Annotated in this window: 7 protein-coding genes; all 7 read right to left on the bottom strand. The window is 41.8% G+C overall.

Annotated features, from left to right (window positions below):
• Positions 1-4: 4 nt before the first annotated feature.
• The 7 genes from ACT8YW_RS04965 to ACT8YW_RS04935 are packed head-to-tail and all read right to left on the bottom strand — an operon-like array spanning position 5 to position 16,631.
• Positions 5-1,678: a DUF6562 domain-containing protein gene (locus ACT8YW_RS04965; RefSeq protein ID WP_444104204.1), complete on the bottom strand. Its 1,674-nt coding sequence runs from the start codon at positions 1,676-1,678 to the stop codon at positions 5-7.
• 26 nt (positions 1,679-1,704) lie between these two features.
• Positions 1,705-4,254 (bottom strand): DUF4962 domain-containing protein, encoded by a 2,550-nt coding sequence (locus ACT8YW_RS04960; RefSeq protein WP_444104203.1) that lies wholly within the window; start codon positions 4,252-4,254, stop codon positions 1,705-1,707.
• Between the two features lie 21 nt (positions 4,255-4,275).
• The gene (locus tag ACT8YW_RS04955; protein WP_444104202.1) at positions 4,276-5,952 is read right to left on the bottom strand and encodes a RagB/SusD family nutrient uptake outer membrane protein; all 1,677 of its coding nucleotides are present in this window, start codon (positions 5,950-5,952) and stop codon (positions 4,276-4,278) included.
• A gap of 12 nt (positions 5,953-5,964) precedes the next feature.
• Positions 5,965-8,946 (bottom strand): SusC/RagA family TonB-linked outer membrane protein, encoded by a 2,982-nt coding sequence (locus ACT8YW_RS04950; protein WP_444104201.1) that lies wholly within the window; start codon positions 8,944-8,946, stop codon positions 5,965-5,967.
• Between the two features lie 28 nt (positions 8,947-8,974).
• The gene (locus ACT8YW_RS04945) at positions 8,975-10,759 is read right to left on the bottom strand and encodes a RagB/SusD family nutrient uptake outer membrane protein (protein WP_444104200.1); all 1,785 of its coding nucleotides are present in this window, start codon (positions 10,757-10,759) and stop codon (positions 8,975-8,977) included.
• A 15-nt stretch (positions 10,760-10,774) separates the two neighbouring features.
• Positions 10,775-14,026 carry a SusC/RagA family TonB-linked outer membrane protein gene (locus ACT8YW_RS04940; protein WP_444104199.1) on the bottom strand — a complete coding sequence of 1,084 codons (3,252 nt, stop codon included), beginning with the start codon at positions 14,024-14,026 and terminating at the stop codon, positions 10,775-10,777.
• Between the two features lie 40 nt (positions 14,027-14,066).
• Positions 14,067-16,631: a DUF4962 domain-containing protein gene (locus ACT8YW_RS04935; protein ID WP_444104215.1), complete on the bottom strand. Its 2,565-nt coding sequence runs from the start codon at positions 16,629-16,631 to the stop codon at positions 14,067-14,069.
• Positions 16,632-17,197: the final 566 nt, after the last annotated feature.

The following is a 17,197-nucleotide window of genomic DNA, read 5'->3' as shown; positions in this document are numbered from 1 at the left end:
AGAGTTATTTAATAATAGTCAAAACAGGACGGGTGAGATATTCGACAGGACTACTCGGTGTCCAGGGCTGCACTCTACTTCCATCCGCATTTACAGTGATAGCAACCGGTTCTGCCGGCGTTTTACCATTCAATGAAGAAGTTCCCATATGATATCCGTTATTATTAGTATTAAAAGGTTTGGCAGCTTCCTCAAAAGCCGCCGCAAAAGCTTCCACCTTGCTTACAGCAGGATATGTATCATCACCGGCATACCCGTAACGTTTTCCTACAACATCCAGCATCTGTTTAAAAGAAGGAATATACCATGGACTCGCATTCTGAGGTTTCGTCGCTGTTGGGCTCCACGCTTCAAAGCATTGAAGGAGAGGATAAGACATATCAGTGGAGTGTTCCTTGAAAAGTCCGGAATTCAAGAAAGCCTGTGTCTGGGCGTATCCGTCATAATCAACCAGATTTACATGCCCCTCCAACGTAAAAGGAGTGACCGAAGCATCCGGATTCTTACCATCAAATTTATAGAAATAAGGACGTCCGCTTGTTCCGGTAACTTTATTCTCTATTGTTATTGTAGAAGGATTCTTCAGATTATCCAAAGCCATCACATATCCTCTGATACTTTTACCTGCAAAACTCTCTCCATAATGAGTGATATCATCACCACTCTGAGGGTCAACAGCGAATACAATCCCCACACAATCCGCTTTATTCTCATCTGTCAAAACAGAACTCCAAGTTCCATCAATAAAGAAATAATCACCGACATTCAGTTCTTCATCTTCACCCGGTTCGGGATCTATACCACCACCCTGAATCAAGTAGCCATTGGCATTGACACGTTGATTGCGTTTCAGGACAATACTTCCTGCCGGAATCTCACAGTCCGTTGTCCCCGTTGTAGTGAATGATAACGCAACAGCTGATAAAACCCGACCTTCCACGGTAGCGGGAGCAAAAATATAATTGGTAAACAACACTTGGGACTTGTCTCCTTCAAAAGTTTTGGTATAGCTTACAGGAAGTGTTCCCACCAGAGATTCACCGATAGCAACGTTAAAACCTTTGGGTACCTCATAGCTAGCCGTCATCTTTTTAAGAGTGGCAAAGCATTGTGCGTCTTTCTCTTTAACAATCAGTTTGGCAAACGGACGCGTCATTTTAAGCCGCTCCGTCACTGGTGTTTCATCTTTTGCCAGTGACAGTTTAGCGAAAAAGGCGTCGCAGATATCCGTATCAAAAAGTAGTTGCGCATCCTTAATCGTAACAGCATGCAAATCATCCGTATGATAACATACATCCTCAAAATGATTATATGTCACTTCATCCGACGTTTTCTCAACAGCGACCGCATCCCGTGGAATAAAATCCGCCCACATCAGACAGTCGTAATCGCCCTCTTCCAACGCAAAATTAAAAGAAGGAACAGCCCCCGCTTCTACCGCTATTTCTTCACGATACTTCAAAACAGGCGTTTCTTTTGTCCACACCTCAATCATACAACGCAATTTATGAGTAGCAGGTATATTAACCTGCGCACGTGTTCCCGCAATATTTCCGGGAATCTCCATCTGTATATATACCCGACTGTCCTCCTTTTGGCTGCCTGCCGTTTCTTCGCGGCTACACGATGTCAACATAGCCATATATATGATTGTAACTATAAAGAATATTCTTTTCATATCCGTATGTTTTAATAACTTCAATTCTATTTACTCACGGCTCTTGTAGATTGCAAGGGTTTATCCGACATTTCCTGCACCTGCATGGTACCGCCTACATTGTCATACAAAACGGAAGAACCTTCCTGCCCACGCTGATAAGTTGCTCCATTGATGACCATCTCTTCATTATAACTGAATACCGTACCTGTCACCTTGTTGGTTATGGTGATAGCCGCAGCATTGTTTGCTCCCATTTCCGCCTGTATATTCCAGTCGCCTACTATAAAGTTATTATTGACTTGCCAAATGTCCTCAATTTGTTTACTATCATCACCCAACTGAATAACGGTCAAAATCTTATTATTCATACTAGGACCGAATGTAGCGGTGAGATGCCATTGTTTAGGATACTTCACCGGATCCTGATCGGTCGGTTCTCCACCCGGATACCACTTGTTGGTTGTTTCTATACCGGGAGCCTGTTCACTGAATATCTGCGCAACAGAAGTAAAGTTACCTTTATCTGTTTCATATTCAGTCGTTACCTTATTACCTACAATATGGAATTCTGTCAAACTATGCAACAGCCATTGCCAGGTAGCCGGCTCGTCAGCTCCCAAATCATCATAGATAACCACCTTATTGGGGCGAAGCATAAAGATATGGCGTTTATAATTATTCAATGGTGTCTTTCCAAAACCATACTCCGGCGTTTGAGAAAGTCCGGCATTTTTAAAGTTGTTAGTCCATACAGTAAGATCCGAGATTCCACAATACGCATGCGAAGCATCTCCCATAAAATAAGCCAAATTTTCGCCATTTAATGCCCTGTTGATATTGCCGTATGCCTTTGGAGTAAAAGGCTGGCCGATTCCATTTACCAATATTGAATTATGTCCGCGTGTATGCCGGTATTGCAATATATTATGTTTGTCACTGAAATTCTGATAGTAACCCGCATTCAAATAGACATATCTGCCTTTATACAATAACTTGAAGCTATTCTGATCGGCCAACGTATGGCTACCCGAACCAAACGGACTGGAACGGAACGCAAGTGCCATATTTTTACTTCTATCCGACAGACTGGAATACGCAACCCCTTCTCCCGTATCTTTATACCAGACAAAGTTATCCAGTTTATCCCCGCTCAATTCGGGTGAACCGTAAGATATATGCCACCTTGCCATACGATACAAACGTAAGGAAGTATCATCATAGACCGTATTTCCACACTCCTTCACATACCAGGCCGCATAAGAATCCTTCACTTCCCGAGCTATAAAATCGGCAAAAGCAACACGCTGCCTGGTAGGAGAGTAAAGTAAGACAGTACTGTTATTATCTCCGAAACCGGCGTGCCCTGAATCGGGTAACCAAGAATACATCATCGCTTTCCCAGCCGTTTTATACCAAGGATGCTGCAAGAAATCAGCACCGGTCAAATGGGAGAACAGCAAAGGCATATAGCACAAACTTTGGGTGTTGACATCAAAATAACCGACTCCGTTTATCCAGGCTCCGAAACGGTTAAGTCCGGCATCCGGCGCACGTGTACTCCATACTTCATAACAATATTCCAATGCTTCCAACGCTACCGGATACTTTTGATGAATGACCAGTGTTGCCTGCGTGATAGCTCTTAATATATGCTGCCAAACGTGATTGTCAAAGAATTGACATTCCAGTCTTCCTTTGAAAGAATTGTAATGCTTAGAGATGAATGTCATCAAAATATCTTCTATTCTTTCCCGTTCCTCTCCTGTCAACCGTTCATAACACGCATCATAAATATGGCTCCATGCACTAATCACCGCCGCTTCCGACAAATTTTCCATGGAAGATATATCGACATATAATAAAGTACGCGCAATCTCCAATATTTTATCCTGATATTTAGTATCCTGTAAAAGCATATGCGCAGTGTACAAAGTGTACTCCACATTCGTCCTGAGAGCTTCTACCTTTTTGTTGTCTGCATAAAGGTCTGTCGTTGGCATATATTCCAATGCTGTCCGAACCCTTCCCATAAAACTGGCATATTCAGGGCTGCTTTCCACTTTTTCGCGGGCTGTCGGCAGGTCTTTATCCAAGTAACAGTGAATACGGGGATATCCTGCCGGCATATTTTTCAGGAACTCCGAGAAAGCAGGTGTCACAAATACATCTTCTTTTCCTGTCACTGTGAACTTATTCACTTCGCTCCAGGCTCCAGCTTGATTTTCTTGACTTATCTTACGGAAACGCCAGTACCACTCTCCGACAGGCATTTCCTTATGAATATTATAAATGTTCCAAGATACTTTCCCCGACCGGAACGTAGATTCACCCGAGAAGTTCATATCCTGAGATACTTCAAACTCCAGAAACTCCTCTTTCCCTTTTACAGAGCGAGGCGCAATCATGGAAACCGGATTCAAATAAAGCTCATGTTCCTCACGCGGATATGGCTTGTCCCACTCATTAGGGTGTACCACTTCCAACGTCTCGTCACTCTGCAGATTTTCAAAAAAGAGATCCTTATCGTCACTGCACCCCGTCATCGACATACTTAACGAGGTCAATAATATTCCATATAAAAAACTTGTATTCATATCATTCCTTTTACATTGTTATTACCAACCCGTATTCTGTGTCAGATTCGGATTCATATATACCTCATTCTGCGGATAAGGGAAAAGATACATTTTATCATCCCAATACAGTTTATTCAACAGGACTTTCGAAGATGTAAAGGAGTCTCCACTTTTTATAATCTTTATCCCGTATATATTTCTGACTTCATCATTACCGGCAATCTTCCAACGACGAATATCATAAAAGCGATGTCCTTCAAAAGCCAGTTCTATACGACGTTCATTACGTATCTTTTGCGTAAAAGCCTCACCATTCTCTTCTATGTGTCTCATTCCGGCACAATCACGCACCTGATTCAAAGCAGCACGTGCTGTCAGCGGACATTTATCTCCTTCAGCGTCCGGTCCTTTCCATTCGTTCATTGCTTCCGCATAATTCAACAGGATCTCTGCATAACGGAACAAAATATAATGATGTTCCAATTTATTGGGTTTCACCGGATCGAGAGATACGGAAGGGTTCATATATTTACGCAAATAGTATCCGGTTTTAGTCGAGCCATCCAATATTTTATGTTTGCCACCTTCATATACTTCTACCGTTTGTGACAACCAAGTTGCACCATTCGTCAGTACATTCACGTAAAGACGGGGGTCACGTGTCTGCTTTCCATCTTCGTCATAATACATATTGGCAACATGATTCGGGTTGTTCCAGTCAAAAGAAACGCCATCCTTCATCTCGTAAGCATCCACTAAATTCTGCGTCGGCGTGTTACCTCCTTTGGCTCCTTCATATCCCATCGGTTCATTACGAGCCTCAAACGCATTATCTTTCGTTGCATTACGGCGCTCAAAGATTAGTTGCTTGGATTTCAAGACTTCATTTCCTCCCAGAGTATCATATAAGGGGTCAACCAAAACATTAGGTAATTCATATACGCCTAACGCAATAACTTCATAAGCCGCTTTTGCCGCTTTTTCCCATCGGGTCACATCATTACCCGAATTATGAAGCGGACTGGCAGCATACAGCAGGGCTCTTGATTTTAAAGCTAAAGCCGCTCCACGGGTCACTCTACCGGTTTCCTTCATCAGTTCATTTTGGTTAACCGGCAGTTCCGGAGCTATCTCCGTACATTCTTGCTCTATAAAACTTATCACTTCCTCAAACGAAGTCTTTTCCACAGAATTTATTTCTTCTTGTTGGTAAGTACGGGTCAATAAAGGAATATCACCATACCGCTTCGCCAATTCAAACAGGTAGAAGGCACGCAGGAAACGGACTTCATAAGGGAACTTTTCAGCCTTTTTGATTATCTCTTTATAATCTTCGTTGTACTCGAAACGCTTCAACACTTCAAGATCATAGTTCTCCAAAAAAGAATTAGCGCTCCTGATTCCCTGCCAGAATCCCCAACCGTCATCCACGCGTTTCAACGGACTCCAGACTCCATTAGTCAGATAATAGATACTATTATCCTCCCATGTATATACAGAATTGTCGGTGGCAGACTCCATCATAGCATCACTTACCCTGCCAAAATCAACGGGCAAAAAAGTATATACATACGCTACCAGTTGATTGAGGTTATCATAATAAGCATAGGCCTCTTCTTGTGTTTTTCCCGATGTTTCATCATAATCCAGGAAATCGCATCCACCCAATGATAACAATACACAAGCTGCCATTATATATTTCTTTATACTCAACATAACTCTTCTTGTTTAAAAATTAATATTCAGACCCACATATACAGAAAATAAGTCGGGATATCCCAAAGTAAGGTCTTCACAATTGAAATACTTAATTTTATCTATGGAGAACACATTCTGCGCTCTTGCATAAATCTGACATTTATCCATCTTTAGTTTCTCCGACCATTTCTGCGGCAAAGTATAATACACGTTCAGATTACGCAACTTGAAGAATGAGCCGTCCTCAATCCACTGGGTACTGGCCTGATAATTATTTTCATTAGATAAAGTAGAGAGCCGGGGAACATTCGCAATATCTTTCGTCGTCTCCGTCCAACGAACTTTATCCTTCAAATACCAGGTCGCGATATTTGTATTTCCATTGCGTAACGGACGGTGTACATTCGCCACGTTCAACTGTTTCGTCAATCCACTGATACCGTTAAATACCATATCTATGCCAAAGCCTTTATATTCAAAGCCCAGATTCAAACCAAACACCATATCAGGCACGGTAGTCGATTTACCGATAGCTACCCTATCTTCACTGTCTATTTTCTTATCTCCATTCTGGTCTTTGTATTTTATATCCCCGGGACGCACTATTGAAAAAGTCTGCTCCGGGCTCTTGGCTATATCTTCTTCATCCCTGAAATAACCAATAGCTTCCAGACCGAACAACTGTCCCACTTTATGACCTTTTGCATATAAATAGTCATAAGGCTGGTATGCTTCCCCATTTTCGATAACTTTGCTATCATTCAATGCCCAATTTGCATTTGCATAGTAGCTAAAGTCCTTATGTTTGCCATTCCAGCCTAAGTTCAGTTCTACACCACGGCTTTCAACTTTTCCTACGTTTTCCTGTGCCGGGTCGATACCCAACATCTTTGAGATCTTATTGTTGGCAACTAATATATTCGTCCGGCGGTCATAATATACATCTACAGAGGCAGTCAGGTTTTTCCAGAGTCTGGCGTCTACACCGATGTTATACTTATCTGCCGTTTCCAAATTTAACTGATGCATCGGTAACTTCTGTTCTTTCAAGCCACCGACAGGAGTCATGCTCTCACCAAAAGGATAATTGCCGGTCCCCGTCCAGAAATAATTGCCTAATCCATAAGCCAGGTTATCTACTGCCGAACGTCCCCATGAAGCACGCAACTTTAATAAATCCAGCTTAGACGCTTTCTGCAAAAAAGCTTCATTAGTCAAGTTCCAGCCTACTGAAACAGCCGGATAGAAACGGAACTTATCTCCCTTCAATAATACGCTGGTACCATAATAATTACCTACTACATCTACCATATAGCGATTAGCATAATTGTATCCTACCACTCCCATTACATTCTGACGATAATACGAAGTGCCGACTGTCAGACCGTCTTCCGCCTCCTGACGATATACGGCAGCAGCAGACAATTGATGCTCATTAAACATACGGTCATAATTCAACTTAGCTTCCACGGTGGCACGTAATATCTGTTTATTCAATTTGGAAGAAGTAACCTGCATGTTCGTATTCGTATCATAGGTTTCGCTCACCGGAAGACCATTTTCCGCCAGATAGCTTACTTCATACGAATAAGTCTTGCTGCCTATATCCTGATACGTAGCAGAATTATCATATCCAACCGCAACTTCCGCGTTCAATCCTTCAACAAACATAGACAAATCCTGAGTCAAACGCATATCGGCATACAACAGACGACGGTTATCCTGCACATATCCCACATCAGCGATCGTCGCAATCGGATTCATTTTAAAAATCGTATTTCCTCCCCAATTATTATTGCTCGTCTTCACAGGGAAAGCAGCAGCGGGGACCTTATACAAATTCTCGAAAATAGCGTTTATTTCTGTGTTAGGGCGCTTTTCTTCTGTGATAGTCCCGAATAAATCGAATTTCATTTTCGTACTGGAAGTTATATCGACATCCAGATTCATGCGCAACTGCAATTCATAATTACGGATTTGTGAGTTATAGCGGTCAGAATAGTGTGACCAACCTTCATTCAGCAGTCCAAAGCTGTTTTTATAATCCAACAAAGCCAAATAGCGTACCCGCTTGCCGCCGCCCCGCATCACAACATTAAACTGGTTGTTTTCACTGTGATTTCTAGTTCCTTCTTTCACCCAGTTCACATTCGGATAATAAAGCGGGTTTGAGCCGTTTTTAAACTGCGACAATTGCTTCTGAGAATACTGCATGGGTAAACCATCATAATATAAAGCCTCATTCTGCGCCATAGCATAGGTATAGGCGTCTGCCATCTCCGGCTGGTTAATTGAGAAATCGAAACCATGCCGGTAATTCACATCAATATCAAAAGAGTTATATATTCCTCGTTTGGTATTGACTAAAAGTACACCATTCGCAGCACGAGCTCCCCACAAAGCGGTAGCCGCTCCGTCTTTCAATACTTGTACAGACTCTATTTCTTCTAATACAAGATGATCTAACGCCCGTTGGAATCCATCCACAATAATCAAAGGCGCACCACCGTCTATGCCTCCCTGCCCACGTACTCTCATTTCCGCATTCGTACGCCAGCCAACCTTCTGTGTGAGATGCAGCCCTGAAAGCAAACCGTAAAATGCGTTATTCATTTTCGACATAGAAGTAACATTCTTTTCAATCTGATCCGCATAAATAGCCGTCGCAGCCTGCGTCTGATTTGCTTCCGTACGTTTCATAAAACCGAGATCAACCGCAGCATCTTTCTGAAAGTCAAGAACAATATTCATCATTTCGCCGGCTACTTTAACCCGTTTTATTATCACGTCCGCATAATTCAGTTCAACATAATCCCCATCTTTCAATTCCAGTGAGAAGATTCCGTCTTTATCGGTAACGCTGCTGTTTCTAAATTCTCCCACTTTCGAGATTTTAACTCCGGAAACAGGCTTACCCGCCGTATCTTTTATAATTCCACCCACCGTTTGTTGTGCCATTACATTGATAGAAAATGCAAATGCCAACCCTATCGTATATAGAATTTTATTCATAATTACATCCTTTTATTATTACTTTTTACTACCAGCCCGGGTTTTGAATCAAACCATATTTCTTATTAATCTCCGACTGGGGAAATGGCATCAGATACCAATGATCTTTCCATAAATATACAATGTCATTACGTTTGCTGACTTTATATTCAAAATCATTCCCGTTCTTTGTCGTTTCCAATATTTCCGTAGGACGGGCCACCCATTCCACACCTTTCTTATATCGCACCATATCAAAGTAACGGACATCTTCCTGTCCGAATTCACAGGCACGTTCATCCAGCAAGTAATTCAGCAAATCCGTTCCCGAAGGTACTTCCGTTGGAGTCACTGCCGGCAATCCCGCACGCATATGTACCAGATTCAAGTAATCATAAGCTGTATTACCAAATTCATCCGCACGATTAGCCTGATTTAGATGATTCATCGCTTCAGCCAGCCCTAAATAGATTTCGGGCATACGTATCAGAGGGCACGAATAAGGTTTATTCAACATTTCATTCGTTTTACTGCTTCCCGAACCGTCACGTTTGAACTTTCGGAATCCGTAACCATATTGTGTTTTCTGACCAACACTGCTTCCTGAGCCATAGCCTTCGCGTCCACCTTTATAAACTTCCGATTTCCGACCTTGCCATTTATCACCATTCACCAATAAAGTCTCATACAATCTGGCATCACGGGTCGGCTTTCCGTTCTCATCAAAAAAAGGATGTGCCCGGTGTACCTGATTATCCCAATCGAATTTACTTCCGTCTTTCCATTGAAACATATCCGCATAATTGCCGCGTGGAGAACCATAGCCTTGCTCATCCATACGAAACGCCTTATACCACTTATAAGTAGCCCAACGGAAAGAAGGCATAATGACCTCTTGGTTACCTTTCACAAAATAACCATTCACATAATCCTCCTGGGGATTTCCGGTATTCTGAATCCGGTAATAATCCCCATTCTGCTTGTTCAGTCGCAAAAATTCACGGCCGGCTTCCAAAGCACGTTCCCATCGGCTCTGCTGATAATCGCCATACCAAGTCAATCGTTCCGTAGCAGCCGCCCCGTCATAATAAGGGGTGTCATTATTAAATAACGGACTGGCAACAAACAGCAACAAACGAAATTTTAAAGCTTTAGCAACAGCTTTCGTCATGTGCCCATATTCGACAGCAGTAGTATACCAAGGCAAATCGCCTGCCGCCTCATCCAGTAAAGCAACCGTTTTATCCACAGTTTCTTCCAATGTCATTCGGGAGAATCTGAATACTTCATCAGGTTTATAGGCATGGTCTATCCAAGGCATTGCACCAAAAAAGCGAATCATTTGAATATAATGAGTAGCTATCACGACTTTTGCTTCCGCTTTTCGGATCCGTTTCTCATCAGCGGTCATATCAGGCACTCTATCCACATTCTCCAAATAAATATATGATTTACGAATACCATAGACCGGATCTCCCATCACTTCTTCTTCCGATTCATGAGACAAACGGAAAGGAAAGTATCTTCTATGACTGTCCGCAGATAAATCTCCCGTCACCCAACCGGATCTTGTTGTATATCCCATATCCGTATATATATCCAACAACAATGATCCCGGATGCATACCAGCCTCGGTCGGCATAAAGTCAGGTAAGCTCTTATAAAATTGATTCAAGGCTTGATCGGCATATTTTTTTTGCGAAAACACGGTATCAATAGATACATCATCGCTCATCGGTTTCTCTAGAAAAGCATTCCCGAATTTTAAATCTTCACATCCTGCGGATATACCAACCAGTAATCCTAATAATATTGTTTTTCCTATTGTTTTCATATCTTTGATTAGCAGTTAAAAGGTTAAATTTACACCCAGACTAAAAATCTTCATTATCGGATATGTATTATCATCACGGGTCAACTCTCCCTCCGGATCGAAGATTTTCAATTTATCAAATGTCAACAGATTATATCCGGTAAACTGTACAGCTAATTTAGAGGCGCCGATAGCTTTCAATATTTTCGGATTAGTGATATTATATCCTACTGTCAGATTCTTCAGTTTAATATAAGAAGCATCTTTTAGCCATACACGGGACATCTTAGTCGTATTACTTGTATCACCAAGAGTCAGGCGGGGATAGATAGCAGTGGCGGCGGTTTCTTCCGTCCAACGTCCGTCAGCCATATATTGATAAAGCACTTGCCCCAGTTTATAGGGTTCCATATATGCATTTCCCATTTGTATATCACATTTAGCAACCCCAGTCCAGTTCATAGAGGCAAAAAATCCTTTGTATTCCCCACCAAAGTTCAAACCGAATGTATAAGCCGGACGTTTAGGATTTCCAATTCTGGTTTGGTCGTCATTATTCAATATATTATCTCCGTTTAAATCGGCATATTTAACATCTCCAGGATAAACCGCAGCCTGCGGTTGTGGCAATTCAGATTTTAAAGTACCATCAGCGTTAAAATCGTCTTTGTTGTAAAAGCCCAATGCTACATATCCGAAACGGGCGCCTACTTCGTGTCCCGTGCGCCACATGTAAGATTCATTGGGCTCAACTTCATCCTGAAACACTATTTTATTTTTTGAATAAGAAACATTCGCATTTATAAAGTAAGAGAAATCCTTGATTTTATCATTCCACTTCAAGTCAACCTCATAACCTTGATTATCAACCTTACCCATATTTACAGCAGGCAGCAATTTTGCGTTCAATGAAATAAGTGAGGGCAAAGTAGAGCGTTGTATTAAAATATCCTTACGCTTTTCACGGAAATAGTCAACCGTTAGTTTCAGGCGGTCTTCAAAGAAATAAGCATCAATTCCATAGTTCTGCTTCAAGGCAGTTTCCCATGTCACATTAGGATTTCCCAAACGGGTTTCCCGCGCTGCCATTTCATAAGCAGTATTAGTCAATCCGAAGATATATCCGTTTTGATCCAAAAATGCTTGGTTAAGCCAACCAGAATCATTAATTGAATATGAATCCGGCAAATACAAGAAACGATTACTAGACATATTGTCATTTCCAACCAAACCTATGGAGGCACGTAATTTCAAGTAAGTAAGGAATTTGCTTTTAGGAAAGAAATCTTCTTCCGTTATGATATAACCTATTGAACCAGCCGGAAAAGTACCGAATCTTTTATCCGGTGCAAAGTTTTCAGAACCATTATGACCGATATTAAATTCTGCTATGTATTTCGTTTTGTAATCATAGGTCAAACGCCCTACAAAACCAACATAAGCGGCAGGAACATCAGAATACTGCTTGGGATAATATTTCTTACTTTGATTATACAGGAATAAAGCCCCCACACTATGATTACCAAAATCCCTGTTATAGCGAAGGCTCCCTTCCAAATACCAGTCGCGTCCGCGAGAGCGGTCGCTCTCACTGGCACTGTATGAATTCATCGTGTTCTGCCCACTGATTCGATATACTACCGTTTTATCGAAATTAGGATTATCTACATCAAGTCCCGAACCATCTATTTCCGACTTATAGAAAGGAGTGTAGGTTTCGACAGAAGCATTCACCTTCTTTATATACGAATAATCTGTATTATATGAGCCTTTTACATCTATGGAAAGACCTTTGGTTATGAAATCCAGTTTCTGAGTCAGATTCAGGTCGAAGGTCATGTTATTAGATATTTTCCTCTGATAGCCGGAGCCATAGTATTTATCAAAAACCTGGGTAGAGGTCGGCAAGTCTCCGAAACGGGAGATCTGGTTCACAACTTTCTTTCCATCTACTACTCCCGGAGAAAAGAACGGATACGAATATGTAAACTGTTTCCAGATTTCACTATTCGGCTGCCTTTGATTCCCTACAATTCCACCCATATTAAATTTCAGGGTAGTGGTACGAGTTAAATTCACATCCAGATTAGCACGATAATTATAGCGGGTATAAGCATAATTATTGTTGTAATTCAAGCCTTCCATTTTCTTGAACAAACCGTTCTGATACAAAAATCCCATAGAAACGAAATAGCGGATATCCTTTGTTCCTCCGGAAACATTCACATTATGTTGGGTTTGCATGGCTGCTTTATTCATCAAATAATCATACCAGTCTATATTAGGATACATGATAGGCTCGTCTCCCAAACGAAAACGTTCCAAATCATAGGGAGTGAAAGCTAACTGGTCTTCTGCTATTCCGATATTCCGCTGTGCTTCATTAAAACAAGAAGCAGTAGTATAACTATCCGCAATCTCCAGCATACGAGTCGGCATTTGCACACCTACCGTAGAATTTACGGAAACTCTGGTTTTTCCTTCTTCCCCCCGGCGAGTCGTTACCAAAATAACGCCATTGGCACCACGCACACCAAATACGGCAGTGGCAGAAGCATCTTTCAATACATTGATAGATTCTATCTCATTAGGGTCCATCTGATAGAAGGAGCGCTCCACACCATCTACCAAAATCAGTGGAGCTGCCCCACCCTCGGTCAACGAACCAACACCACGCACAAATATCTTTGCATCGTCCGCGCCCGGTTGTCCACTAACCTGCATAGAAGAAACACCCGGCAACTGACCTGCCAGTGAATTAGCTATACTGGCACTTGGAGACTTCAATAACGCATCCGTACCTACACTGGAAATGGCCCCAGTTAAAGTTGCCTTTTTCTGTACACCATAAGCAACCACTGTTACTTCGTCCAAACTCTGCACATCTTCCTGTAGAGTTACATTAATCGTTTTCCGACCATTTATTTTGATTTCTTGGGGTTGATAACCAATATATGACACCAACAAGATCGAACTCCCGTCAGGGATTGCTAACGTATAGCGACCATCAATGTCAGTTATTACTCCCTGCGTAGTGTTTTTCACTTGTACCGTAGCACCGATAATCGGCTCGCCATTATTATCGGTTACAATACCGATAATCCGGCTCCCCTTATCCTGCAAGCTCTCATCATTGTTTAATGTTCTACCGGAAAGGGTTCCGGATAGTTCTTCCCGCGCAGCCACATCAGCAGCATAAGTCAACCTTCCTCCCCACAAGAAAGACTGGATACACATAACTACCAATGTAGTTTTCCGCAAGTTCCAATTAAAAAGTTTGTTTTTCATTCTCAATTCTATTTAAGTTGTTTTTCATAAAACCTGATTATTATATTTCTAACTCGGGCAAAGTATCTGCCAGTTTGTTTTCTTTATCACCTTCCTTTATCAATGTACTATCATCGTACACAACACTCACACCTCCACTCTCATCCTTTACGCTAAAAAAAGGTTTTCCCTCAACAGAAAGATTGATGTGTATAGTCCAGTTTCCGAACCTAAAACTCCCGTCAGCCAAGCGCTGGGGAACAACCTCCGGTTCTTGCTTCCCATGTGTACTGATAAACGTTGCAAAACGATATACCTTTTGGTTGGAAGTAGTAGCCGCAAAATGCCAGTGGTTCTCATAAGGTGGAAAGTTTCCCTTTGCGTCTGCCCTCAACCAATTTACGGCAGGATAAAAGAAGCTGTCTGTCTGATTCACGCTCAACATATCCGGCGTGAAAATATAAGCTGTTGAAATTCCTTTGTCATTAACGGTACTTACCGAGGTTCGATTTTCCTCTTGGATCACTTTCATCGGAGCTTTTTCCGTATGCAACAGATAGCTCCAGGTCACTGCCGTATCCGCTTCCAACTCATCATAAATGAAAATCAGTTCTGCTCCTCCCAATGACACGATATGACGTCGAAAAGTCTTCAAATGATTCTTATCCCAGCCATTCTGCGGAGAAAAATCAAGTTCCGACTGTACACCCCGTTCCTGCCACAACGGGGAGATCACTTCACCGTAAGCATTCGAAGCGTCACCTACCAGATAGCTGACTTTATCACCTGTATAATGACGGGGAATCCATCCATAACCTTCCACTCCGATACGCTGTCCCATGCCGTTCACAAGAATACTGTTATGCGCGCGAGTTGCACGGTGACAATAAACGCTATGTGCATCAGTGAAACTGATATGATGTCCGCTACTGTAAAACAAAGGTTCACCACCGTAATATACATTAAATGCATTCTGATTGGCCAGCGCATGAGAAGTGGAACCATAAGGACTCGAACGGAAAGAAAGCATTGCGTTATGCCTTGTTTCCTTCCAGTCCGACATAAAAGTAGCTATACCTGTCTGCGGGAAAATATAAGTTAAAGGTAAATCATTCAATCCTTTACCCGCAGGCAACGGTTTGTCGCACTGCATACGGAACCATGATAAATCGCCCGGCTTAGCCATAAAAGTTCTTCTAAGCACATTGGGCTGTTCTGCCAGAATACGATGTACATAATCTGCCGCGTAAGTGTTACCTGTCAAGCGGGCTAAAGCATCGGCATAACCTACACGTACCCCACTCGGACTTTTCACATTACGATGGGAACTTCCATTACCGGAAGCACGTGAGAAAGGGGGCTGCTGATAAATAGTATACATAGCAGAACCTTCATACCACGGGTCCCGGAAATAATCGAAGCCCGTCAAACGACTGAAGAAATAAGGAACTTCAATTAAGGTACGTATATTGACCTGAAAATAAGAGTCTCCATTGTGCCACCCTCCATCTTTATTTAATCCCGGAAAACGTGCCAACCATACATTGTAACAATAATCCACCCATGTTTCTGCTTCCGGCAGCTCGCCATATGCGCTGAAAGCTGCCATCGTGAGAATACGCAAAGTCATCTGCCATACATGATTATCTGCAATGTGATTTTCTAAATGATTGTTATAGTTATAATAAAAATCATTTCCATAATGTCTTATTTCATCCAATAACATCCGTTTTTCCGCAACGGACAATATATTATAAAATGAATCATACGCCATAGAGGCCAATGAGAGCATAGTAGAGGCATTAAAATCACCTATCATATTAGGATTATTCTTCCAGTCCACCATCTCGGTGATTCGTTTCATTGCTTCATTACTATAACGCCTATCTCCTGTCAGCAGATAAGAACGAATCAGTACTTCGGTGTTCGATTCTTCTGCATCTACGATTCTCCGGCTTTCACGTGTTAGCAAAGCTTTTCGCTTCACTTCATTATCCAAAGTTCCAATCTTGGAAGTGTCAATATCATCAACAGTCAACATTACTGTTTCCAAAATCCGTTCCGCACGTTCCAAATACCAGGTAGATTCCGGCATAGACCGGGCCCGCATACGGAAAGTTTCCAATTCTCCCTTCACCGCCCATACACGGGGATGCGTAGCGGGAAGTCCATTCAAAACAGTCTTCAGAGATGGCGGAAGAAATTTCCCCGGATTATATTTCACTGTAAATTGCAAAATATCAGACCATTGCACATCTCCATTCGCTTGTACATAACCGTATTGCCAATACCACTTACCCGCTTCCAAATCCTTCTCCGGATTATATAGCGGCCATTTAGTAACCGCTGATATTACGCCCTTCTTCAGGGTTGAATCTTGCGAATAACGAATCTTATAACGTAAATTCCTACAATCAATATGCGCCAATTTCGACTCCATACCATCCAGTGGATCATCCGGCAGATTTATTTCCGAAGGTAATATCCACTGAAAAGATACAGCACGATCTTCCACCACTTGTTTATTATAAGGTGAAGGAGTCTCTCTCATCTCATGCATCAACGCCACATCAGCAAGTTTCAATGTCGGCTGCGCATAAATTTGTGAACCAATAAAGAGATTCATCCATAAACTAAAAAACAGGATTTTGTGTTTCATATATAAGCAATATTATGTCCGTTAAAACAGAGCTGTTTCTACTGTTACAAAGTTAAGGAGACTTAATAAGGTAACGCGCCCATATCGTCTAATTCTATTGATATTAGCTTTAGAGCAATGTCGATTTCATACAATTTGATTGAGAATTCATTTAGCCCTAAGCAGCAATTGCCCGGCAAACGACATTCATCCTTTTATTATATGTATATCCGAAACGTGAAATTTACCGTTCTGACACTCACAAAATCAATATTATACTCTATAAAGCTCTCTTTTTATTCGTTTATAATAGAGATTTATTTTTATTGCAATAAAGATTTGTCTGACACCCGGGTCTCAGCATACCTGACACCCGGGTGTTGGATATGTCAAGACCCGGGTGTTGTACGTATTGAGACCCGGGTGTCAGACAAACTCCAGCTGCAGGCAAAAAGAGAAAGGATTACAGTAGAAGATATATTATATCGCACTCTCACATAGATAGGAAATAGAGAACTCAAAGTTCGCCAAACAATGATTTCAATGCCGAGTGC

The organism is Bacteroides sp., from assembly GCF_052357945.1.
Classification (GTDB): Bacteria; Bacteroidota; Bacteroidia; order Bacteroidales; family Bacteroidaceae; genus Bacteroides.
The sequence above is the reverse complement of the archived record's forward strand: the minus strand, read 5'-3'. Positions and strand labels throughout refer to the sequence as shown.